This is a genomic window from Pseudomonas sp. NCIMB 10586, from assembly GCF_023127895.1.
GTDB lineage: Bacteria > Pseudomonadota > Gammaproteobacteria > Pseudomonadales > Pseudomonadaceae > Aquipseudomonas > Aquipseudomonas synxantha_A.
In genome coordinates this window covers 24,497-48,169 of record NZ_SPKQ01000003.1, presented here as the reverse complement: position 1 = coordinate 48,169, position 23,673 = coordinate 24,497, and the positions used below count along the sequence as shown (strand labels likewise).

Annotated in this window: 20 protein-coding genes; 14 read left to right on the top strand and 6 right to left on the bottom strand. The window is 59.7% G+C overall.

The features are described 5' to 3' along the window. The 5 genes from E4P01_RS01245 (at position 1) to E4P01_RS01225 (ending at position 6,175) form a co-directional block, all read left to right on the top strand. Positions 1–3,099: an efflux RND transporter permease subunit gene (locus tag E4P01_RS01245; protein ID WP_216091522.1), complete on the top strand. Its 3,099-nt coding sequence runs from the start codon at positions 1–3 to the stop codon at positions 3,097–3,099. A 155-nt stretch (positions 3,100–3,254) separates the two neighbouring features. Continuing rightward, entirely contained in the window at positions 3,255–3,896 is a 642-nt protein-coding gene (locus E4P01_RS01240; RefSeq protein ID WP_216091523.1) for a DUF1345 domain-containing protein, read from the top strand. 72 nt (positions 3,897–3,968) lie between these two features. Next, the gene (locus E4P01_RS01235; protein WP_032875816.1) at positions 3,969–4,808 is read left to right on the top strand and encodes an AraC family transcriptional regulator; all 840 of its coding nucleotides are present in this window, start codon (positions 3,969–3,971) and stop codon (positions 4,806–4,808) included. Between the two features lie 54 nt (positions 4,809–4,862). Next, positions 4,863–5,462, top strand: coding sequence for a LysE family translocator (locus tag E4P01_RS01230; protein ID WP_148853729.1), 600 nt, complete (start codon positions 4,863–4,865; stop codon positions 5,460–5,462). 251 nt (positions 5,463–5,713) lie between these two features. Next, positions 5,714–6,175, top strand: a complete 462-nt coding sequence (locus E4P01_RS01225; RefSeq protein ID WP_032875821.1) for a hypothetical protein — start codon at positions 5,714–5,716, stop codon at positions 6,173–6,175. Positions 6,176–6,236: 61 nt separating this feature from the next. On the opposite strand, the gene E4P01_RS01220 is transcribed toward E4P01_RS01225, so the two are convergent. The 3 genes from E4P01_RS01220 to E4P01_RS01210 all read right to left on the bottom strand — a co-directional run bounded on the left by E4P01_RS01220 (position 6,237) and on the right by E4P01_RS01210 (position 12,200). Further along, positions 6,237–8,504 (bottom strand): autotransporter outer membrane beta-barrel domain-containing protein, encoded by a 2,268-nt coding sequence (locus tag E4P01_RS01220; protein ID WP_216091524.1) that lies wholly within the window; start codon positions 8,502–8,504, stop codon positions 6,237–6,239. Positions 8,505–8,776: 272 nt separating this feature from the next. Then, on the bottom strand, positions 8,777–10,777 hold the full coding sequence (locus E4P01_RS01215; RefSeq protein WP_216091525.1) for a hypothetical protein: 2,001 nt from the start codon (positions 10,775–10,777) through the stop codon (positions 8,777–8,779). 178 nt (positions 10,778–10,955) lie between these two features. After that, on the bottom strand, positions 10,956–12,200 hold the full coding sequence (locus E4P01_RS01210) for a hypothetical protein (protein WP_078821485.1): 1,245 nt from the start codon (positions 12,198–12,200) through the stop codon (positions 10,956–10,958). Positions 12,201–12,461: 261 nt separating this feature from the next. On the opposite strand from E4P01_RS01210, the gene E4P01_RS01205 reads away from it, so the two are divergent. The 7 genes from E4P01_RS01205 to E4P01_RS01175 all read left to right on the top strand — a co-directional run bounded on the left by E4P01_RS01205 (position 12,462) and on the right by E4P01_RS01175 (position 19,763). Next, complete coding sequence (locus tag E4P01_RS01205; protein ID WP_078821486.1) at positions 12,462–13,523, top strand: LacI family DNA-binding transcriptional regulator; 1,062 nt, start codon at positions 12,462–12,464, stop codon at positions 13,521–13,523. A gap of 86 nt (positions 13,524–13,609) precedes the next feature. Beyond that, a complete protein-coding gene (locus tag E4P01_RS01200; RefSeq protein WP_078821487.1) occupies positions 13,610–14,392 on the top strand; it encodes an AP endonuclease in 783 nt (260 codons plus the stop codon). Continuing rightward, complete coding sequence (locus E4P01_RS01195) at positions 14,385–15,326, top strand: sugar kinase (protein ID WP_078821488.1); 942 nt, start codon at positions 14,385–14,387, stop codon at positions 15,324–15,326. The genes E4P01_RS01200 and E4P01_RS01195 overlap by 8 nt, the downstream gene beginning before the upstream one ends. Positions 15,327–15,371: 45 nt before the next feature. Then, on the top strand, positions 15,372–16,664 hold the full coding sequence (locus E4P01_RS01190; protein WP_216091526.1) for an MFS transporter: 1,293 nt from the start codon (positions 15,372–15,374) through the stop codon (positions 16,662–16,664). Then, complete coding sequence (locus tag E4P01_RS01185) at positions 16,661–17,638, top strand: NAD(P)-dependent oxidoreductase (RefSeq protein ID WP_216091527.1); 978 nt, start codon at positions 16,661–16,663, stop codon at positions 17,636–17,638. Before E4P01_RS01190 ends, E4P01_RS01185 begins: the two co-directional genes overlap by 4 nt. A gap of 220 nt (positions 17,639–17,858) precedes the next feature. After that, on the top strand, positions 17,859–19,289 hold the full coding sequence (locus E4P01_RS01180) for a nucleobase:cation symporter-2 family protein (RefSeq protein ID WP_078821492.1): 1,431 nt from the start codon (positions 17,859–17,861) through the stop codon (positions 19,287–19,289). A gap of 12 nt (positions 19,290–19,301) precedes the next feature. Further along, a complete protein-coding gene (locus E4P01_RS01175; RefSeq protein ID WP_005788636.1) occupies positions 19,302–19,763 on the top strand; it encodes an LEA type 2 family protein in 462 nt (153 codons plus the stop codon). 70 nt (positions 19,764–19,833) lie between these two features. On the opposite strand, the gene E4P01_RS01170 is transcribed toward E4P01_RS01175, so the two are convergent. Next, complete coding sequence (locus tag E4P01_RS01170) at positions 19,834–20,760, bottom strand: carbon-nitrogen hydrolase family protein (protein WP_216091528.1); 927 nt, start codon at positions 20,758–20,760, stop codon at positions 19,834–19,836. Between the two features lie 89 nt (positions 20,761–20,849). Between E4P01_RS01170 and E4P01_RS01165 the strand changes: the two genes are divergently transcribed. Further along, positions 20,850–21,770, top strand: a complete 921-nt coding sequence (locus E4P01_RS01165) for a LysR family transcriptional regulator (protein WP_216091529.1) — start codon at positions 20,850–20,852, stop codon at positions 21,768–21,770. Here the strand turns inward: E4P01_RS01165 and E4P01_RS01160 are convergent. Then, the gene (locus tag E4P01_RS01160; RefSeq protein ID WP_003190904.1) at positions 21,742–21,996 is read right to left on the bottom strand and encodes a hypothetical protein; all 255 of its coding nucleotides are present in this window, start codon (positions 21,994–21,996) and stop codon (positions 21,742–21,744) included. The two genes, E4P01_RS01165 and E4P01_RS01160, sit on opposite strands and share 29 nt — an antisense overlap. A 162-nt stretch (positions 21,997–22,158) precedes the next feature. On the opposite strand from E4P01_RS01160, the gene E4P01_RS01155 reads away from it, so the two are divergent. Further along, positions 22,159–22,479 (top strand): DUF883 family protein, encoded by a 321-nt coding sequence (locus E4P01_RS01155; protein ID WP_032875861.1) that lies wholly within the window; start codon positions 22,159–22,161, stop codon positions 22,477–22,479. 33 nt (positions 22,480–22,512) lie between these two features. On the opposite strand, the gene E4P01_RS01150 is transcribed toward E4P01_RS01155, so the two are convergent. Then, entirely contained in the window at positions 22,513–23,544 is a 1,032-nt protein-coding gene (locus E4P01_RS01150; RefSeq protein ID WP_078821494.1) for an Ldh family oxidoreductase, read from the bottom strand. Between the last annotated feature and the right edge of the window lie 129 nt (positions 23,545–23,673).

The following is a 23,673-nucleotide window of genomic DNA, read 5'->3' as shown; positions in this document are numbered from 1 at the left end:
ATGCCGCAGTTCTTTATTGACCGCCCGATTTTCGCCTGGGTGGTGGCCCTGTTTATCCTGCTGGCCGGCTTCCTGGCCATCCCGCAGTTGCCGGTGGCCCAGTACCCCAACGTCGCGCCACCGAAGGTGGAAATCTACGCGGTGTACCCGGGTGCCTCTGCCCAGACCCTGGACGAAAGCGTGGTCAGCCTGATTGAGCAGGAGCTCAACGGCGCTGATCACCTGCTGTATTTCGAATCCCAGAGCAGCCTGGGCTCGGCGACGATCACCGCGACCTTCCAGCCGGGCACCGACCCGGAAATGGCCCAGGTGGATGTGCAGAACCGCCTCAAGGTCGTCGAGCCGCGCCTGCCCCAGGCCGTGACCCAGCAAGGCTTGCAGGTGGAAAAGGTCTCCGCCGGCTTCCTGCTGCTGGTGACCCTGACCTCCAACGACGGCAAGCTCGACGACGTTGCGCTCAGCGACTACCTGGCGCGCAACGTGATGAACGAGCTCAAGCGCCTGGACGGCGTCGGCAAGGCCCAGTTGTATGGCGCCGAGCGGGCGATGCGTATCTGGATCGACCCCCAGAAGCTGATCGGTTTCAACCTCACGCCGGCGGACGTCAACGCTGCAATCAGTGCGCAGAACGCCCAGGTCTCGGCAGGCAGCATTGGTGACTTGCCGGGCACCAACACCCAGGAAATCACCGCGGCGATCCTGGTCAAGGGGCAATTGTCGACCCCGGCGGAGTTCGCCGACATCGTGCTCAAGGCCAACCCCGACGGCTCCACCGTGCGCATCGGCGACGTGGCACGGGTGGAAGTCGGCAGCCAGGAATACCAGTTCTCAACCCGTCTGAACGGCAAGCCCTCCACCGCCGTCAGCGTGCAGCTGTCGCCGGGCGCCAACGCGCTGAGCACCGCGACCCTGGTGCGGGCGAAGATGGACGAACTGTCGCGCTACTTCCCGGCCAATGTGGAATACAAGATCCCCTACGACACCTCGCCGTTCGTCAAGGTCTCGATCACCAAGGTGGTCTACACCTTGCTTGAGGCCATGGCGCTGGTGTTTGCGGTGATGTTCCTGTTCCTGCAGAACGTGCGCTACACCCTGATTCCCACGCTGGTGGTGCCGATTGCGCTGATGGGCACCTTTGCCACCATGTTGCTGCTGGGTTTCTCGATCAACGTGCTGACCATGTTCGGCATGGTATTGGCCATCGGCATCCTGGTGGACGATGCCATTGTGGTGGTGGAAAACGTCGAGCGCATCATGGCCACCGAGGGCCTCTCGCCCAAGGACGCGACCAAGAAAGCCATGGGCCAGATCACCGGCGCCATCATCGGTATTACCCTGGTGCTGGTGGCGGTGTTCTTGCCGATGGCATTCATGCCGGGCTCGGTGGGCGTGATCTACCAGCAGTTCTCGCTGTCGATGGCCACCTCGATCCTGTTCTCGGCATTCCTGGCCCTGACCTTGACGCCGGCCCTGTGCGCCACCTTGCTCAAGCCGATTGCCAAGGGCGAGCACCATGCCAAGGGTGGTTTCTTCGGCTGGTTCAACAAGCGCTTTGACCAACTCACCAATCGCTATGAAGGTTGGGTGGCCTATGCCCTCAAGCGCAGCGGCCGCTACCTGCTGATCTACCTGGTATTGCTGGTCGGCATGGGGCTGTTGTTCAGCCGCCTGCCCTCCTCGTTCCTGCCGGTGGAAGATCAGGGCTACACCATCACCGATATCCAGCTGCCGCCAGGTGCCAGCAAGAACCGTACGGTGCAGGTGGCCGAGCAGATCGAGGCGCATAACGCCGAGGAGCCGGGGGTGGGTGACACCACCATGATCATGGGCTTCAGTTTCTCCGGCTCCGGACAGAACGCGGCGCTGGCATTTACCACGCTCAAGGACTGGTCGGAGCGCGGCAGTGATGATTCGGCAGCGTCGATTGCCGACCGCGCCAACATGGCCTTTGGCGACCTCAAGGATGCGATTGCCTACGCGATTCTGCCACCGCCGGTGGACGGCCTCGGCACCTCCAGCGGGTTCGAGTTCCGCTTGCAGGACCGTGGCGGCGTCGGCCATGCCGGGTTGATGGCCGCGCGTACCGAACTCCTGGACGCTGCGGCGAAAAGCCCGATTCTTGCCAACGTGCGTGAAAGCGCCCTGGCCGAAGCACCGCAAGTGCAGCTGGAAGTCGACCGCAAGCAGGCCAACGCCCTGGGCGTGTCGTTTGCCGACGTCGGCAATGTGCTCTCCTCGGCGATCGGTTCTGCGTATGTCAATGACTTCCCCAATCAGGGCCGTATGCAGCGGGTGGTGGTACAGGCCGAAGGCGACCAGCGCAGCCAGGTGGCCGACCTGATGAAGATCAACGTGCGCAACAACGCGGGCAAGATGGTGCCGCTGTCGGCCTTTGTCGAAGCCAAGTGGACCCAGGGCCCGACGCAGTTGACCCGCTACAACGGCTACCCAGCCATCGCCATCAGCGGTGAAGCGGCGCCGGGGCACAGCACCGGCGAGGCCATGGAAGAAATCCAGCGCCTGGTCAGCCAGTTGCCCGCCGGGCTGGGCCAGGAATGGACCGGGTTGTCCTTGCAGGAGCGCTTGTCCGGCTCCCAGGCACCGTTGCTGTTGGGCCTGTCCTTGCTGATCGTGTTCCTGTGCCTGGCCGCGCTGTATGAAAGCTGGTCGATCCCGACCTCGGTGTTGCTGGTGGTGCCGCTGGGCGTACTGGGAGCGGTGCTGGCGGTGTCCTTGCGCGGGATGCCCAACGACGTGTTCTTCAAGGTCGGCCTGATCACCATCATCGGTCTGTCGGCGAAAAACGCGATCCTGATCATCGAGTTCGCCAAGGACCTGTATGACCAGGGCGAGGACTTGATCGACGCCACCTTGAAGGCTGCGCGGTTGCGACTGCGACCGATCATCATGACCTCGCTGGCGTTTATCCTCGGCGTGGTGCCGCTGGCAATTGCCACCGGGGCCAGTTCGGCCAGCCAGCAGGCGATTGGTACCGGTGTGATTGGCGGGATGATCACGGCGACCTTGGCGGTGGTGTTTGTGCCGGTGTTCTTTGTGGTGGTGATGAAGCTGGTGCGCAAGCGCCACAAAGCGCAATAATCCAGCCGCACGCGATAAAAAATGTGGGAGGGAGCTTGCTCCCGATTGCAATGTGTCAGCCAGCCTATTTGGCACTGATACACCGCAATCGGGAGCAAGCCCCCTCCCACAGGATCAGGTACAGTCTGCTCAACTATCGCCAGCTGTGACCAACCATGCCCTTCCTCGCCCGCACCCACCCTCGCCTCTCGTCCGCCGCCGTACTGGGCCTTGCCGTGGGCATTCTGGTACCGGCTGACACCCTTGCCAGCAAAACCCTGATCGGCTGGAACGCCGGGGTCTGGACCTACCTGATACTGATGCTGTGGTTGACCATTCGCGCCAAGGCCGAAGACGTCAAGCGCATCGCCGAAATCGAAGACGAGAACGCCGGCCTGGTGCTGTTCATGGTGTGCATTGCCGCCATCGCCAGCCTGGCGACCATCACCTTCGAACTGGTGGGCAGCAAGGACCTGGCTGCTTCCGAGCGCCTGCTGCACTACGGTTTTACCGGGCTGACGGTGATCGGCTCGTGGCTATTGATCGGGGTGATTTTCAGCGTGCACTACGCCAGGCTCTATTACACTTGGCCAGGCAAGGAGCCCGCCCTACGTTTTGCCGAAGGCTTGCTCACGCCCAACTATTGGGACTTCCTGTACTTTTCCTTCACCATCGGCGTAGCGGTACAAACCTCGGATGTGGGCGTCGCCACCCGTGGCCTGCGCAAGGTGGTGCTGGGGCAGTCGTTGATCGGTTTTTTGTTCAACACTGCTATTCTGGGCTTTTCGATCAACATCGCCGCCGGGTTGTTTGGCTAGACTGCACAAACCTTCTAGACGCCCACCCCGGTGTTGCCGCTAATAGCCCTTCACTTTCCGCCTCGGTGTTGTATGCCTGCGCACAATTGGATCGACTTGTCCCAGGACGCCGACACCGGTATCGAGACCCTGCGCGCGCATTTCGAAGGCCATGCGTATGACCCCCATTGGCACGACAGCTACCTGGTGGGCGTCACCGAACAAGGCGTGCAGCAATTCAACTGCCGGCGCATGCGCCATGACAGCGTGCCGGGGCAGGTATTCCTGCTGGAGCCTGGAGAACTCCACGACGGCAATGCCCCGACGGTCGACGGCTTCACTTACCGCATGCTCTACCTTGACCCGCAGTGGCTGGAACGGGAAATCGCCAGTGTCTTCGAGGAAGCACCCGCCCATCATCAGTTGAGTTTCGCCCGCACCTTGGCCAGCGATCCACGCCTGGCCCTGGCCACCAGTCAGGCGTTTGAGAGTTTGCACCACGGCGAACTGCGGATCGTGCGGCAGAGCGCGCTGGACTACTTGCTGGAACGCCTCACCGGCCAGCTCTATTGGCGCATGCGCTACCGCGATGACCCACGTTTGCCGCAGGTGGCGCACAAGGCCCGGGAATACCTGCACGCCCATCTGCATCAGGACGTCGGCATGGATGAACTCGGGCTGGCCTGCGGCGTCGACCGCTTTCGCCTGAGCCGCGCGTTCAAGAGCGCCTTCGGCCTGCCGCCCCACGCGTATCTGGTGCAACTGCGCCTGGCCCGTGCCCGGTATCTATTGGCCAAGGGCGATCAACCGGCAGACGTGGCGATGGCCCTGGGTTTCGCCGATCAAAGTCATTTGGGCCGCTGGTTCATGCGGGCTTATGGGCTGACACCGGCCGCGTACCGCAAACGCTGCACAAATCTTCCAGACCGGTAACGCCCGGGCTTGTGAAGATGGGCGCTCTAAATGAGCTCGCCGGAGTCCCCCGTCATGCTGTCCACGTTCGTGCCTTTCATGCTGTTCGCCTTTGTCGCCTCCATCACCCCCGGCCCGACCAATATCCTGGTGCTGAGCAACAGCGCCCGTTACGGCTTCAAGGCTGCATTGCCCATTATTCTGGGGGCTGGTGTGGGGGCGTCGGGGATTGTGCTGCTGGTGGGTTCCGGTGTGGGCCAGTCGCTGGCGCAGATGCCCAGAGTGCAAACGGCGATGCAGTGGGTCGGCATGGCCTGGCTAAGTTACCTGGCCTGGCAGATCTTCAGCGCACCGCCGCATGTCATAGGGGAGCAATCTGCGCACAGGCGACTCGGCCTGTTCGGCTCAGCGTGCTTGCAGCTGATAAACCCCAAGACCTGGATGATGGCACTCGCTGTGGTCAGCGTATTTGCCGGCAACGGTGCAGAGCAGCAAAAACGGGTAATGTCTTTGTCGCTGATATTTTTTTTGATATCGCTGCCTTGCCTCAGCGCCTGGGCAGTCTTGGGGGCAGGCTCTAATCGATGGCTGGCGTCCCCCCATGCGCAGCGACGTTTCAATCAATGCATGGCGTTGTTGCTCATGAGTTCAACCTGGATAAGTACGATCATGTGAGATTCTTCGGTAGGGGATCTAAACAGAGTTAAATTTCCAGACTGTCATTCTTAACAGTAGACACGCCCGTCAATAAGCATCTAATACATCGTACGCCCAAGCAAGCCGGGCGCCAGAGAGCCACACGCAGCAAGATTTGTATACTGTTAGTTTTGACAGTTTACGGCGTCGATGCACTGCTGTTACATGAACAAGGCAGAGCCCCACCGACCTCTGTTACTCGCACAATCATCAGCGATGGAGAAGCGATCATGACCGTACTAGCGCAACCGTTAACCTTGGCGCAACAAAAGGCATTACGTCCCAAACGAATTACTGCGACTGGCCTCTTCGAGGCGAAGGTCGATTTATCCCCCATCGAATTTCAAACCACCACCGTGGTGCACGACTTCGAACAAGCTGTCTATAGAATCAATGGCCGACACGCCGATAACTCAGTGACCATAAAAGAAATATTCATTCAGATACCCGATAACGTTCGGGTAGGCCAGGAGATCGACCTCGCAAAACAAGAGTTCACGAATGTTAAGGTCTGGTATTCAGTAAAGTTACCCCAGGATCATTATACAGTGAGCGCCATTGAGGGTACTTTGATCATTCGGGGACTCGCGGCCGGCGTCATTAAAATCAGAGGTACGCTGCATGCTACAACCGATCATGATGTTAACGGGCATGCGCACGTCCTGGACGTCGACTTCGACCTGACCAGTTGATGTTATTCGCAAAAAAAAGCGCCCGCATCTTTCGATACGGGCGTTGTTGTGTGTTACGTCTTTACCAGGTGTAACGCACCCCTACGTTAGCGCCCCAAGGCTGTTCAACCCGGCCGCCGCTGCTGTGCTCAAGGTCGGCATGCAGCTGCAGGTTCTGCGAGAGCTTCACCGCCATACCCGCCCCGAATTCGGCGCGAGAACCAGAGAGGTCGTTGTTGAACACATTGTTGTTCACCGAGACCTTATTGTTGTTGGCAAACTCATGCACCATCGCTGCGCGCAGATAAGGCTGCACGACACTGCCGGAGTCGAGTTGTATATCCCGCCCGACGGTCGCGCCGGCCTTGGCCATGATCGACCGCGTACGCTCACCCTTGGCTTCCAAGCCATTATCCAGGCTGTAATTGGCACCCTGGATCACCACCGTAGACATTTGCGCGTAAGGTTCGATAAAGAACCCGTCGTCCAGCTTGATGTTACGACCGAACTCAGCCGACAGGCCGCCACCGGTATTGTTGTACTTGCCCTTGGATGAGGTGCCGTCACTCAGGCCCACCTTGGACTCATTCTGGAAGCGGTTAACCTTGGCCACCGCATCGAAATACAGGCCGCTCTCCTCGTCCAGCCAGGTCGCATACGCACCCAGGTAGTAACTCTTCACGTTCCCCGAGGTACCGCGCTTGAGGTTCAGGTCAGAGGTGCTGTGACCGGCCATTACGCCCACCAGCCACTGGCTGTCGGCCAAGGGTGTGTCTGCACCGAGGGTAAAGCCCCGCTGATTCTGGCTGTAGCCAATCCCGGTGCTGTCGGACACTTCGTACTTGTTGCCATAACCGCGTATCCACACGCCCGCCTGTCCAGGCTCGAAACGCAGCTCGCCCATACGCGAACGCAGGGATGTCGCCTCGCCGTACCACACGGTCGGTGCGGTGTTGAACAGCGCCAATACCGAGCGGGTACCGGGGCTGATCACACGGTTGTTCGGGTCGAGGAACCAGTCGGTACCTTCCTTTTTCAGGCCATAGGAATAAGCGCCGACATCAACTACATCGCCCACCAGGGAAAACTGTGCATCACCGCCGCCGGTGTGAACGACGCGGATATCTTGCGGGTTGGTCGGTTCCGCACCGCTGGCTGCGAGCAACAGCTTGTGGTCGCCTTTGGCCTCGCCCTCGACGTTCAAGAAGTCCGTAATGCCACGGGCGAAATCGGTCCCCATGACGAAGGTGCCATTACCCTCAAGGCTGTCTACGTCCAACTGGTAGAACGCATCGGTATCACCGAACTTCACCGTACCGCCGGCGAGGCTCAAGGCGCCCACTTGGCTGTCGCCTGTCAACGCCCAATAAGACTGATCACCGACAGCTAGACTGGTGACATTCTGCAGTTGGCCCGTCAGCCCGGCACGGTTTTGCAAGCTCAAATGCGCCGTGCTGCCGTCCTCGACGATAACGTTGCCACGTAGGTCGCTGTTATCGACATTCATGCTCGCTACGGCGCCGCCGTTGACCTCCAGCAATGAGCCGTTACCGCCGATCAAGGTCGAGCCGTTGCGTATATCGATCTCAACGGCCATGGCCTCGCCGGGAAAACCATTGACGGCAATGGCGGCACCGCTGCGGCCTTCGACGCTGGAGTTATCCAATACCAACTTGCCCGTATTCGCGCTGTTGAGGTCATTGGTGAACACCACGCCGTTCTTGCCACCGATAATCCTGCTTTTTTGGCTGGCAGTTGCCGTTGCACCATCGAGCGACACGCCAAAACTATCGACGCCGGTACCTTCGACCAACGTGTGGTCGTTAAAGTGCAGCTCGCTGTTGCCAGTCGCCACTGCGCCACCGATGTGACCACGGATGGTGCTATTGAATACTTCGGCTACCCCGCCCTTGTCAGAGTCGTGACTCTGGAACGCTTGCAGACCCATGGTGGTATGGCTGGTGATGTTGCTGCCGTTAATAAGCGCATCGCTGTCATCCAGACGCACCGCACCAAACACTGCGTGGCTTGAATCAACGGTGGCGCCGTCGAGGCTCACTAAAGAGCCTTGGGTGGCTCGGATGTCATTGATGCGGCTGCTCGCATTGACAATCAGTGCCGAATCGTTGACCAGGATATGTTGGGCACGAGCACCATTGACGGTCAGTTCAGATCTGAAATCCAACTGCCAGTCATTATTGAGTTCGTTGCTTTCAATGGTTTTTGACTCACCAATCAGGTGGCCTGCCTGGGCGGTGGAATGCACAGCCGCAAACATCAAAAAAGTAATAGTTGGAACTTTCATCATCTTGCTCAAAGGCTTGAGCTCGAATTCAGTTAACAGTCGCATGTGAGTTCATCCTCTGGGGGGAGCCTTCGAAACGGTTTGGCTCGTTCCCTGGGAATGAAGCCTTACCGGTGCGGCGCAGAGGTTACGCAGCGAACATACCCATGGCTGTAGGATTTATCTTAGATGGATGTAGCGATTGATATTTTAGAGTGTTGGAAAAACATACTTAACAAAGAAGCTGAAGGTCTTTCCGACAAGGAGCAATACATAACTGTCAGACACACAAAAGGGAAGCCGTGCTTCCCTTTTGTATTTAACGTTTTTCATTGAGTTCAAGGTCTTACGATAGTTACCCCATCACAGTATGTCTCAGGGTTGGAAAATACCGTGTACACCTCAGCCAATTCACTGTTACCGGTAGCCCCAGTGTTGACGATCGTTGAGTAGGTCACCTCGCAAGGGCCAAGCACGGACTGGGTCAGGAATGGACGATAAGGGATTTCAACGACAAATCCATTGTCCTTATCCCCTTGGCTCAACGATGGGTGGGTAAAGGTCTGCGTGAATGGACCCGGTGGAAAGCCAAAGGCTTCACTGAAGATCGTAACGGTTACCGTCACGCTATTACCTACCTCCAACCTCGGATCGCCTGGAATGAAGAGCTCGGCGTAAAGCGTCGGTGGTGCTCCGGGCGCGCGGGTTCGCAGCGATTGGCAACTCCACTCGTCGTTGGCGTCAAGGTGTAAGAACTCAGCAGGCGGCAGTACGACCCTCACTGCATCGATCACGTCGACCATGGTAACGCCCGACGGGTTTTCATTCGTGGTGCCGGGGCCAATGACCACATAGCTGACGGGCTGCAGCTCATTGCCGTGGCGGGCAACGACCTCCCAAGGAATGGTGAACGTCGCGTCATCTCCGGGCACTGTCGTGCTGAGGGGGAAAGGCCCTACTCGCTCTTTCGTAGCCCCCCACAACAGGACAAACTCGTTATTCGCATGGGGCAGCGCTGCAATGGTCCAGAGCGGGATCACAATGGTGACGGGTTGATTCGCATCGCCAATGCGCAGGGTGTTCAGCTCCGGAGTGGGCCCCCCGCCGAACACCTGCGCCAGGTTCAGCGCTGGGTTTACATCGCCGGGTTCAAGAGTGCCGGGAAGAACAGGCCCCTCCACCGACAGGTCAAGCCGCACCGTTTTATCAGGAGAAGGGAAAAACACGCCATTTCGTTCGATACGGTAGCGCAGGGTCACCGTCTGCGGCCCCAGCGTTGCGGTATATGCGTCTTTAATCGCATCATTCATGTTGCTGAAGACCACCGGAAATTCAACCAGCTCAGCGGTTTGCGGCCCAAAGGGCTGTGCTTCCCATTGCATCTCGAACTTGTCCAGGCCAGTGGCGTGGTCAGGATAATCTTCAACGTGGGCTTCAATCCCCTGACGATAATCCTGAATATCGAGAAGATCATCCGTGCTGCCGGCACGTGGTGCCGGCGCCAAGGGCAGGAACGGCTCCAAAGGCTGCGGATCGTCCAACAACGAGACTGTTCGAAAATCATTGAACGAGGGACGGCTGACGTTACCTGCCCGGTCAGTGATGGTGTAGAAAATATAATATAGCCCGCTCAGGATAATCAGGTTCCTGGCCAGGAAAAAAGTGCTTACATCAGGGGATGGCAACATAGGCACACCTGAGCCACTCACCAGATACTCGGGGCGCGGGTCCATCACCGGGCTGAAGTACACGTTAATCATATCCCCCGCTTCGAATCGCCCAGTCTGTGGACCAAAGTCATTCGGGGGGATCTGAATCTCCACGCCGCCTTGATCGATCAGGAAGGCATCGTTAATGACCGTGCCCGGCGGCACATTTGCGAAGACTGGAACAAGCGGCTGCTCGCGTGAAGTCGCTACGGCATAGGGTGCAATGGTATCAACCCGAAAAGCACCCGGGTTGGAGGAGTCAAGGGAGGGGCCTGGTATGCCGGCCTGATTACGGTATTGAGTATTCCTGAGCTCGTAGTAGCCATGTGGAAATTCAGGTACCCGCGCGGGAATAAACCTGCTGATTATCGGAGGAACGGGCGTCTGGTTGATTTGATAAGGCGCCACCAAGGTGGTCCAGGTAGGCGGGCTCACAGTGATATCCCGGATTTCAACGCCCATCCAGTCCGTGCCCCTTGATGCTGTCCCGGTCCGTAACTGAACGTTAATGCCAACACGGGCGACGACCGCCGGGATAAGGCCAGTCGCATCATCCAACGCCTCGTCAATCGTGGGTGCATTGAGAACCAAAGGCGCTGGCGTCGTAGTCGAACCACGTTTTCTACTCATTTCAGTCTCTCCTTGCTGCTTTAGAATAGGCACCGCGCGCACTGGCGGGCCGCAAACGCTCGTTCAGTCACTTGAGTTACGGCCAGGAGACTGAAACCGGGACACACTCTCTTCAGCCGAATGATTCTTCGACCAACTACATTCAGTTCAAAATGTTCTACTAAACCCGCACCCTGGCTCAGGGCTCGGGACCATTGCCGCCTTCCCAGCAGTAAACCGGGTTGGGCGGTGGTGGCGATGTAGGCACCAAACGATCGAACTGCACAAACCTGGAAGCTGAACGGCCAATGGGCGTTCGATTCCTGGACACAAGGTAAAGAGCCTCTCCACCGGCATTTATTTTCAATGGCCGGATTACGCGCTCGACGTCACGAATCCAGAAGTTGTAGCCGGATGCATCCGCCACTGCATCCCAGTAATGCTCAAGGGTTTCCACAACATTCGGATCTGGGTCGTCGTCCGGATATTGGCCATACCCCTGGAACCTCAGCGTGATCAAATCCCCGTGCTGGATGTTCGGGTCTGCCGGGATTGCCACCTCGACTCCGTACCAGATTGGCGGTTGGGTGCTGCAGGTCAAATACCGGTTTGGGTGAAGCAAAGCCTGAGGAAATTCAGGCCGAGTGAACTGGATGGGTGGAAGATCGGTTGCCAACCCGACCCGCGCCAACAATGAAAAGGTCGGGTTCACATTACCGGCGCGATCCTCCAAACGATAAAAACAGAAAAGCCATAGCGCGCCAGGGTAGGCGCGGAACACGTCATTGGGCACGTCCACAAAAATGCGGCCGCTATCACTGGTCAGCGGTGGCGAAACCCAAGTGGGTAGGCCGGTTGGCAGCATATTCATATCCGAAAAGTACATCAGCACCTTGTCCCCGACTTCACGTCCGAGATAGCCCTCGGGGATCTCCATGCGCACCATGGGATTTGCATCCAGATAGGGTTGGGTGATCGGATCGATCGGGAAAATGGCAGGCGCCAGTAACGAGCCGACGCCTGGAGCGTCGCGGTCGATTCTGATCGTCACGGGCGACGAGGTATCGACACTCGGGCTATCTGGCCGGGTGTTATGAATCCGGTAGCGCAGGTCAACGATGGCACTGCTCAGCAGGAACGCCTGAGGAATCGTCATGGGCAGAGGGAAGTCGGCATCCGTCAGTGGGCCACGCAGCTCAACGGGCGGGGTATCAACGGACCTGGCACCTCGGACATGCCATTCGAAAATCACGTACTGAAACCTTCCGGGGCCGGGCAAAACCGCCCAAGGTATCTCAAGCAAGATGCGTAGATCAGTGAAATTGAATCGAGCGGGTAATAATCCATCTGGCAATACGTCGAAGACTGTTGGCGCCTCAAGCACAAGGATGCCTCCTGAGCCCGTAGGCCCATTGGCACTCTGGCCAGTAGTGGAAGTAGTCATTTAAACCTCCCGTCATTCAAGCATTTTCTAAACCGCCCCCTGCTCTCAGCATGCCAATACCAGAGGTTCTGTTGGCGCCATTGAACACCTCCTCTGGCCCAGCCGATACTGTCAAAACTCACAGGTAGGACCACCGCTCGTCGGATCTCCCCGCTGACCAGTGGCTTCACACGACCAAGATTCTCTTGACGAAGACGATGGGCTAGTGTTTTCTGAAACCGGTTTCATCCCGTTACTCATTCCAATAAGAAAGGCTTTGCCGTGACTCCATTTTCCGCCGCCCAGCGCAGCCGCGTGACCATGCTCGACGTCGCCGAGCGAGCACGCGTGTCCAAGGCCAGCGTGTCGCGCTTTATCGGCGATGACCGCGCCCTGCTCTCCGATGCCATCGCCCTGCGTATCGAACACGCCATCGCAGAACTCGGCTACCGCCCCAACCAGATGGCCCGTGGCCTCAAGCGTGGGCGCACGCGCCTGATCGGCATGCTGGTGGCTGATATCCGCAACCCCTACTCCATCGCGGTGATGCACGGCGTCGAAACCGCCTGCCGCCAGCACGGCTACAGCCTGGTGGTGTGCAACACCGACCGCGATGACGAGCAGGAGCGCCAGCACTTGGCGGCGCTGCGCTCGTACAACATCGAAGGGCTGATCGTGAACACCCTGGGCCATCACCTCGACCAATTGCTGGAACTGCAACGGGAAATGCCCCTGGTGTTAGTGGACCGCAAGGTCGAGCCGTTGCACAGTGACTTGGTGGGCCTGGACAACCCGGCGGCGGTGCGTATTGCGGTAGAGCATCTTGAGCAACAGGGTTATCGCGACGTGCTGCTGGTGAGCGAGGCCACCGATGGCACCAGTTCACGTTTGGAGCGTTTGGAGAGTTTCAACACCGAGATTGCCAAACGCCCGGCTTTGACAGGTGCCGTGGTTGAACTGGATGGCGAACTGGAAAAGCGTCTGCAAGCCTTTCTCGCCAAATCCGGCCCCAAGGCACTGTTCTGCGCCAACGGCGTGGCAGCACTGGCCTGCACCCGTGTACTCAAGGCCCTGGGCTGCGACCTGTTCGGCGAGGTGGGCTTGATCGCCCTGGATGACCTGGACTGGTACCCGCTGGTGGGTAATGGGATTACCGCCCTCGCCCAACCGACGCAAGCGATTGGCGCCAGCGCTTTTGACTGTTTGCTCAAGCGCCTGCGCGGCGATACCGCCCCCACGCGCACCCTGGATTTTTTACCGGAGCTGATTATCCGCGGCTCTACCCAATCCCCTGTGGGAGCGGGCTTGCCCGCGAAAGCGATAGGTCAGCCACTTCCAAGCTGACTGACACACCGCTTTCGCGGGAAAGCCCGCTCCCACATTTTTTGTTCTGCGCATGAAAATGAAACCGGTTTCAGAGGTAAACAACAATGCATAAATACCCCGTCTCCATCAGCCTTTCCAGCTACGGCGCCGACCTGGTTCGCCAGCAGGGTCAATTGAGTTTTGTCGCGCTGCTCAGCGCCACCGGTGCCCAGCGCATTGAATGGCGTGAAGAACTGCTCACCACCGAGCAACCGGCCGAGCTGGCCCTGGCCGCTGCAGAACAAGGCCTGGAATCAGTATTTTCTTCGCCCTTGGAGCTGTGGGTCGCCGGCCGTGCCCAGCCCAATGCCGAGCTGGCCGCCACCCTGGACCGTGCCCAGGCCTTTGGCTCGGGATGGCTGAAGGTCTCGCTCGGTTACTTCACCGATACCAACGATCTGGAAAGCCTGCACGCCCTGCTCAATCGCCACCCGGTCAAGCTGCTGGTGGAAAACGACCAGACCCTGCACGGTGGACGCATTGAACCGATGCAAAGGTTTTTCACCGAAGTCGAACGCCTGGGCCTTCCGGTGAAAATGACCTTCGATATCGGTAACTGGCAGTGGCAAGACCAGTCCGCGCTCACTGCTGCGCGGTTGCTGGGCCGGCATGTGGATTACCTGCACTGCAAGGCCGTGGCCCGTCGCGCCGACGGCAAGCTCGTGGCCTTGCCGCCGGGCGCCACCGACCTGCATCTGTGGGAACAACTGCTCAAACACATGACTCAAGGTATTACGCGGGCGGTGGAATTTCCGTTGCAGGGCGATGACCTGGTCGAGGTCACTGCGCAACAGGTCGCCACCCTCGCCTGCCTTGGCCAACCCCGCGTGGAGAACGCCCATGTCTGAGATCGATATCCTGTCGTTTGGTGAAACCATGGCGATGTTTGTCGCCGAGCAGACCGGCGATCTGGGCCAGGTCGCGCAGTTTCACAAACGCATTGCCGGCGCCGACAGCAATGTCGCCATCGGCTTGTCGCGCCTGGGGTTCAACGTGGCATGGCTGAGCCGAGTAGGTGACGACTCCCTCGGGCGCTTTGTGGTCGACACGCTGGGCAAGGAAGGCATTGATTGCCGCCATGTGGCCGTCGACCCGTTGCATCCCACCGGGTTTCAGCTCAAGTCGCGCGAAGAGGCCGGCGCTGATCCCCAGGTCGAGTACTTTCGCAAAGGCTCGGCGGCCAGCCATTTGTCCATCGCCGATATCAGCCCTGCGTTGTTGCAAGCCCGCCATCTGCACGCTACCGGGATTCCACCGGCATTGTCCGATGCCACCCGTGAACTCTCCTTCGAACTGATGACGCAGATGCGCAACGCCGGGCGCAGCGTGTCGTTCGACCCGAACCTGCGCCCCTCGCTCTGGGCCAGCCAGGCGCAGATGATCCGCGAAATCAATGCCCTGGCCACTCTGGCGGACTGGGTGTTGCCGGGCCTGGGTGAAGGCCGCCTGCTCACCGGTTTCGAGGATCCTGCGGATATCGCTGCGTTCTACCTCGACCAGGGCGCCGAAGCCGTGGCGATCAAGCTCGGCCCCGAAGGCGCCTATTACCGCACCCACATGGATCAGGGCTTTGTCGCCGCCGTCAAGGTGGAAAAAGTCGTGGACACCGTCGGCGCCGGCGACGGCTTTGCCGTGGGCATGATCAGTGCCCTGCTGGAAAACTCAAGCTTCCCCGAGGCGGTGCAGCGCGCTAACTGGATCGGCAGCCGCGCCGTGCAGAGCCGTGGCGATATGGAGGGTTTGCCGACCCGCGCCGAACTGCCCACTCGATCCGTTGCGTAACCCATTACCTGTTGCCACAACTACAACAAGCTCAGGAGCAACCCCATGGAACCCGTGAAACTCGCCACCCGTCGCTGGTGGTACATCATGCCTATCGTGTTTATCACCTACAGCCTGGCCTACCTGGACCGCGCCAACTACGGCTTCGCCGCCGCGTCCGGCATGGCCGAAGACCTGATGATCACGCCGGGCATGTCTTCGCTGCTCGGTGCGCTGTTTTTCCTTGGCTACTTTTTCTTCCAGGTGCCGGGGGCGATCTACGCGCAAAAGCGCAGCGTCAAGAAACTGATCTTCGTCAGCCTGATCCTCTGGGGCGGCCTGGCGACGCTGACCGGCGTGGTGTCCAACGCCTATATGCTGATCGCCATCCGCTTCATGCTCGGGGTGGTCGAGGCTGCCGTGATGCCGGCCATGCTGGTGTACCTGTGCCATTGGTTCACCCGTGCCGAACGCTCGCGGGCCAATACCTTCCTGATCCTCGGCAACCCGGTGACCATGCTGTGGATGTCGGTGGTGTCGGGCTACCTGGTGCAGCATTTCAGCTGGCGCTGGATGTTCATCATCGAGGGCCTGCCGGCGGTGTTGTGGGCGTTTATCTGGTGGAAGCTGGCCGATGAGCGCCCCAAGGATGCCAAGTGGCTGAGCGACGCCGAAAAGCACAGCCTGGAAACCGCCCTCGCCGCCGAGCAGGTGGGAATCAAGGCCGTGAAGAACTACGCCGAGGCGTTCCGTTCGCCCAAGGTGATCATTCTCGCCCTGCAGTTTTTTTGCTGGAGCATTGGCGTGTACGGCTTCGTGCTGTGGTTGCCATCGATCCTCAAGGCCGGCTTGCAGATGGACATGGTCGAAGCCGGCTGGCTCTCGGCCCTGCCCTACCTGGCAGCGGTGATTGGCATGCTCGTGGTGTCCTGGGGTTCAGACAAGCTGCAAAAACGTAAGCGTTTTGTCTGGCCGCCCCTGCTGATTGCGTCGATTGCCTTCTACGCGTCCTACGTGTTGGGCGCCGAACACTTCTGGTGGTCCTACACCCTGCTGGTGATCGCCGGGGCGTGCATGTATGCACCCTATGGTCCGTTTTTCGCCATTGTCCCGGAAATCCTGCCGGCCAACGTCGCCGGTGGCGCCATGGCACTGATTAACAGCATGGGCGCCCTGGGCTCGTTCGGTGGCTCGTACCTGGTGGGTTACCTCAACAGCAGCACCGGCTCGCCCGGCGCTTCGTACCTGCTGATGAGCGGCGCGCTGCTGCTTTCCGTGGTGCTGACGATTTTCCTCAAGCCCGGCGCCAGTGACCGCTCGCCGGCGCCAACCCTGGAATTGAAGGTAAAAACCTCATGAAAAAGTCTGTCGTGCTGTACAAAAAACTCTCCGCCCCGCTCATGGCTCGCCTGCATGAGCAGGTCGACGTCACGCTGATTGACGCACTGGATGAAACCGGCCTGGCCAAGCTGCGCGATGCCCTGCCCACTGCCCATGGCCTGCTGGGCGCGAGCTTGCGCCTGGATGCCAGGCTGCTCGACCTGGCTCCCGAACTGCAAGCCATTGCCAGCGTTTCGGTGGGCGTCGACAACTACGACATCGACTACCTGACCCAACGTGGCATCCTGCTCAGTAACACCCCGGACGTACTCACCGAAACCACCGCCGACACCGGCTTTGCGCTGGTCCTGGCCACCGCCCGGCGTGTGGTCGAGCTGGCTGACATGGTGCGTGCCGGCCAGTGGAACAAGAACATCGGCCCGGCGCATTTCGGTAGCGATGTGCATGGCAAGACCCTGGGTATTATCGGCATGGGCCGCATTGGTGAAGCGCTGGCCCAGCGTGGGCATTTTGGTTTTGGCATGCCGGTGATCTACCACAGCCATTCGCCCAAGCCAGCAGTGGAGACGCGTTTTGGCGCGCAGTATCGAAGCTTGCAGGACTTGCTCAAAGAAGCGGATTTTGTTTGCCTGACGTTGCCGCTGACGGCTGAAACCGAGAAGTTGATTGGCGCGCAAGAGTTCGCGTTGATGGGGGCGGAGACGATCTTCATCAATATCTCACGGGGCAAAGTAGTGGACGAAGCGGCACTGGTCGAGGCTCTGCAGCAGCGCACTATCCGCGCGGCGGGGTTGGATGTATTCGAGAAAGAACCGCTGGATCACGCATCACCGCTGCTGCGCTTGAACAACGTGGTGGCGACGCCGCATATCGGCTCAGCCACCCATGAAACGCGCGAGGCGATGGCCAAGTGTGCGGTGGATAATCTGCTGCAGGCGTTGTCGGGCGAGCGACCGCAAAACCTGGTGAACCCTGGGGCCTGGAAGCAATAACCCCTGGAACAACACTGTCCGATGTGGGAGGGGGCTTGCCCCCAATGGCAGTACATCAGCCACAGATGAGTTGACTGACAGACTGCTATCGGGAGCAAGCCCCCTCCCACATTTTGATGTGGTCGGCCTATACAGCGACTTCATGAATATTCTTTTACACTTCTGACGACCGACACTTTCTGGCATCCTGCGCCTCCATTTTCCGACCCGAGCCTTCATTTTGTCTGACGCTCAAGCCCCCCGCCCGCGCTATAAATCCGACCTGATCTACGGCCTGGAAGACCGCCCGCACTTCACCGCTGCGATTTTTGCCGCCTTGCAGCATGTGCTGGCGAGCTTTGTCGGCATCATTACCCCGACCCTGATCGTCGGCGGCGTACTTGGCCTGGAAAGCGAAGTGCCGTACCTGGTGAGCATGGCGCTATTCGTCTCGGGGCTCGGCACCTTTGTGCAGGCACGCACCTTCGGGCCAGTGGGTTCGGGCCTGTTGTGCCTGCAAGGCACCAGCTTTTCGTTTATCAGCGTGATTCTCAGTGCGGGCTTTATGGTCAAGGCCCGGGGCGGCGGCACCGATGAGATCCTCTCAACGATCTTTGGCATCTGCTTTTTCGCCGCGTTTATCGAGGTAGTGCTGAGCCAGTTCATCGGCAAACTGCGCAAGCTGATCACCCCGGTTGTGACTGGCACCATCATTACCTTGATGGGCCTGTCACTGATCAAGGTGGCGGTCACCGACATGGCCGGCGGCTATGGCGCTGGCGACCTGGGCGCCGCCAGCAATATGGGCCTGGCGGCGCTGGTGCTGCTGACCATCGTGGTGCTCAACCGTTTCAACAACCCGTTCCTGCGCCTGGGTTCGATCGTGATCGGCCTGACGTTGGGCTTCGTGGTGGCGTGGTTGCTGGGCCGTGTGGATATGGCCGCCCTGCCCCAGGTGCCGTTGATCAGCGTGCCGGTACCGTTCAAGTACGGTTTCTCGTTCGACTGGGTGGCGTTTATCCCGGTGGCGGTGATCTTCCTGATTTCGCCTCTGGAAGCCGCTGGTGACCTGACTGCCAACTCGATGATTTCCCAACAACCGGTCAAGGGCCCGCTCTATATCAAGCGCATCAAGTCCGGCCTGCTGGCCGACGGCCTCAACTCGGCGATGGCCGCCACCTTCAACAGCCTGCCGATGGTGACCTTCGCCCAGAACAACGGGGTGATCCAGCTGACCGGCGTGGCCAGCCGCTACGTGGCGTACTTTATCGCCGGGCTGCTGGTGCTGCTGGGGTTGTTCCCGATGATCGGCGCGGTGCTGCAACTGATGCCCAAACCAGTACTTGGCGGCGCGACCCTGATCATGTTCGGCACCGTGGCCGTGGCCGGGATCAAGATCCTCGCCGAAGCCGGCCTGCACCGGCGCAATGTGCTGATCGTGGCGATTTCCCTGGGGATGGGCCTGGGCGTCGCCGCAGTGCCGGAAGTGCTGCGCGATTTGCCCAAGGCGCTGCACAACATCTTCGAATCGCCGATCACTGTGGGCGCGTTCTGTGCAATCCTGCTGAACATTTTCCTGCCCGAAGAGTTCATAGAGCTGGAAGAAGATGAATTCGATCCGGAGTCCTCTACCCTCAAGGTCATGCAGGACCCGGACGTCACGAAACAGTAGGAGCACTTTTATATGCGCAAGCTCATGGTTCTTTCGTTGTTGTTGCTGAGCTTGAGCGCCTGCGCGCTGTTCCCCAATCGCGACCCGGTGAATATCAACGTGGTGGGCATCGAGCCCCTGCAAAGCCAGGATCTGGAAGTGCGCTTTGCCGTGAAGCTGCGGGTGCAGAACCCCAATGAAACGGCAATCGACTACAACGGCGTGGCGCTGGATCTGGAAGTCAATGGCCGGCCGTTGGCGTCCGGGGTAAGTGACCAGGCCGGCAGCATCCCACGTTTTTCCGAGACGGTGCTGATGGTCCCTGTGAGTGTTTCGGCGTTCTCGGTGTTGCGCCAAACCCTGGGCCTGAGCCAGACCCAAAGCCTGAATAACCTGCCCTATGTGCTGCGCGGCAAACTGGCGGGCGGATTGTTCGGCACCATGCGCTTTGTAGAGCGTGGCACTCTGGATTTGCCCAATACCGCCACCTGGTGATGCGCGAGTGATCTGATCCAAATCTGCGAAATGCAAGCTCGCGCCTACAAAAGCCTTGGGTTGACCCGGTTCAATCAGTGATGTAGCGCACGCCTGACTTGGCGCGCTCGTCCACCACCAATTCAAAAATATCCGGCCGAGCGTAATGCCCCACTACGTCGTAGTCGTAGCGTGCCCGCACCAGATCATCTGTATCGATCTGCGCCGTCAACAAACCCGCCTCCCCCAGCAACGGCCCCGCCAAAATATCGCCCATGGGACCGACGATCACGCTGCCACCGGCAATCAACGGGCGCTCCGCCGGCCAGTTGGCAACCTCCACACCCAAGGCCTGCGGTGATGCCTGCACCTGGCAGGCGCTGACCACAAAGCAACGGCCTTCATGGGCAATATGGCGCATGCTCACCTGCCACATCTCGCGCTCGTCCACTGTGGGCGCACACCACACCTGCACGCCCTTGGCATACATCGTCGTGCGCAACAGCGGCATCATGTTCTCCCAGCACACCGCCCCGCCGATACGCCCGACAGCCGCGTCAATCACCGGCAAGGTTGAGCCGTCGCCCTTGCCCCAGATCAGCCGCTCAGTGCCGGTCGGCATGAGTTTGCGGTGCTTGGCGACCAAACCGCTCGACGGTTCGAAATACAGCACGGTGCAATACAGCGTGCTGCCACTGCGCTCGATCACGCCGAGCACCAGGCTCGCACCGGTACGCGCCGATAACCCGGCCAGCGCCTTGGTCTCCACGCCCGGCACGTCGATGGCATTGGCAAAGTACCGCGCAAAGGCTTCACGGCCTTCGGGCAGGCGATAGCCCAATTGCGTGCCGAAGCTTTCGCCCTTGGGATACCCCCCCAGCAACGCCTCAGGCATCACCACCAACTGCGCGCCACTGCGCTGTATTTCATCTTCATAGGCCAGGATCTGCGCCAGGGTTTGCGCTTTGCCGCCAGGCAAGGAGCCGATTTGCAGGGCTGCGACGATCGATACGGGCATGTGCTCACTCCGGTAATAAGGGTTGCCCATTCTCCGGCCAGACTCGATCATGAATAAAGCCCACCTCAGTGCTAAATGATATGAGCCAAATGAATATCGCCCAGGTTGACCTGAACCTGCTGAAAACCTTCGAAGCCCTGCACGACGAGTCCAGCGCCAGCCGTGCTGCCTTGCGCCTGGGCGTTACGCAATCGGCAATCAGCGCCGGTTTGCGGCGTTTACGCGAACTATATGGCGACCCACTTTTCGTACGCACCGGTCGCGGCCTGGCGCCCACCCTGCGGGCCAATCAGTTGAAACCGGTGATCAGCGAGGCATTGGACCGCTGCCGACAAAGCCTGGCGATGATCCACCCGGATAACCCGCATTATCAGGGGCGATCGGTGGTGTTAGGTCTGTCAGACGATTTCGAAATCGCCTACGGCCGGCAGCTGATGGACGCCATTGCACAGCGCCTGCCGAAACTGCGGGTGATCTTTCGCCAGACCCACAGCCAGATCGTTGCGGCTGCCCTGCTCGACCGCAACCTGGACCTGGCCATTACCGCCGGCGGGTTTGCCGAGCGCAGGCTGAGTCGGCAAGTGCTGGGCGAAGGTGACTACCGTTGCCTGGTTGACCCAGGTAGCCTGGCGCCCGATCAGCAAGGTATCGAGCTTGCAGAATTCATCGCACGCGACCATGTGCTGGTGTCGTCAGGCGGGTTTATCGGTATTACCGATGATGGGTTGGCGGCGCAGGGCTTGAGCCGCCAGGTATGTGCGTCCACCAGCCACTTTGCGGCGCTGCCGTACCTGCTCAAAGGCAGCGCGGCGGTGGCGACGATCCCCGGTCATGCGGCCCAAGCGATTGCGCAGATGACCGGCTTGCGTGTGCTGCCCTGCCCGCTGGCGCTGCCGCACTACCCGGTGGAGTTGGGCTGGCGTACCCAGGCCCAGCTTGATCCGCTGTTGCTCAAGGTTCGCGAGGCGATCGTGGCGTGCTTTATTTCGCCGCTGCCATCAGCTTGTTGACTTCACTGCGCACCATGTTGGAAAACTCCGGCGGCGACATGCCGTCAAGTTCGGCGCGCACCCACTCGGCCCATTTTCCCTTGCGCTTGGCGCGCTCGCCGAACAAACGGGCCGCTTCGCCCTTGGCTTTGCCCAGGTTGGTTTGCCAAAGGTCGTAGAGGCGCGACTTTTCGTCTTCCAGCTCGGCGCGTTCGGCGAGGGTCTTGTTGGCGAGATTGAAGCTCATGTTGAATTACCTGCTGCACAAATGACTGACATCTTACACTGTAGGCCCAAAGGGCCTGATCACCATTGTGCCGCAAATGGACGGCTCGCAAAATAACTGCAACTTTTGCCGCTGCCCGATACTCCATTGTTCACTGTCACATTCACTTGCAAGGAGTCACACATGGCCCGCAAAACCGCCGCCCAAGCCGTCGAAGAACAAATCAAGGATCAAGCCTTCAGCGAACTGACCGCGCTGATCGAAGAATCGGACAAACTGCTCAAAAGCAGCGCATCCCTGGTAGGCGAGGAAGGTGAAACCCTGCGCGAGCAGGTTGCCATCAAACTCAAGCAAGCCCTGGATTCGGTGTCCAGCGTCCGTGAGCGCAGCAAGCCAGTCGTGGACGCCACCGAGACCTACATCGGCGGTCATCCATGGCAGACCGTGGCCATTTCCGCAGGCTTTGGCCTGGTGGTGGGTCTGCTGCTGGGTCGCCGTAACTGATCAGCACGGGCTGCGCCCATGGCGCAGCCTGTTTCACCCCGCCGCCAGTTCTCGCAGTTGCCGAAGGTCCTGCGCGTCAAGCTCTATGCCTGCTTCCTGCGACTCCGCCCGTGTGCGATGGCGCCGATCCCCCGGTAATCGCCGTAACCCCGCCGCATGCATCTGCCGCACCAGTTCCTGGCTACGCTCGGCAAAGCTTTGCCCGGCGGTTTTGCGCGGATCGATCACTATCAGTAATTGGCCGGTCCAGGGCGTACGCGCTCCCGGATGATCGGCCCAATTGAATTCGAACGAAAAATTGCCGCCTGTCAGTGCCGCCGCCAGCAACTCGACCATCATCGACAACGCCGACCCCTTATGCCCACCAAATGGCAACAGCGCGCCCCCCTCCAGAATGGCTTTCGGGTCCTGGGTCGGCTGGCCCAGGCTATCGACGCCCATGCCTGGTGGGAGCCGTTCGCCTTTGCGCGCGGCGATCTGCACGTCGCCATGGGCGATGGCGCTGGTGGCCAGGTCGAACACAATCGGCGCGCCATCGGCCCGCGGCGCAGCAAACGCGATGGGGTTGGTGCCGAACAACGGGCGATCAGCGCCATGGGGCACCACGCAGGTCATGCTGTTGACCACACTGAGTGCAACCAGCCCTTCTTCGGCGAAAGGTTCGACGTCCGGCCACAAGGCCGCAAAGTGATGGGAATTGTGGATAGCCAGTAACGCAATGCCGGCGCTGCGGGCCTTGCTCACCAGTAACGCACGCGCGGCCGCCAGAGCGGGTTGGGCGAACCCATTGGCGGCGTCGACCCGTACGAAGCCTGACGCAACGTCGGTCACGATCGGCACGGCGGCGCCATTGACCCAACCGCTGGCCAGGGTCGAGAGGTAACCCGGGATACGAAAAATACCGTGGCTATGAGCGCCATCACGTTCAGCGCTGGCGCAATTGTGCGCAAGGATCGCCGCCACTTCTGGCGAGGTGCCGTGCCTGACGAAAATCTGTTGGAGCACCCCCACCAACTCAGTGAAGCTGATGAAGGCCGTGACAACTGTCGGAGACTGCGCAGACATTTGAAGCTCCATTTTTATGATTGGAAGGGGCAACGAATGGACATCCAGGCCGTCGATTAAACACCACCTGCAGCGCTCACTGTCAACTTACAACGAGACTCAATAGTTACCCCCGCCAGTCATCGGTGC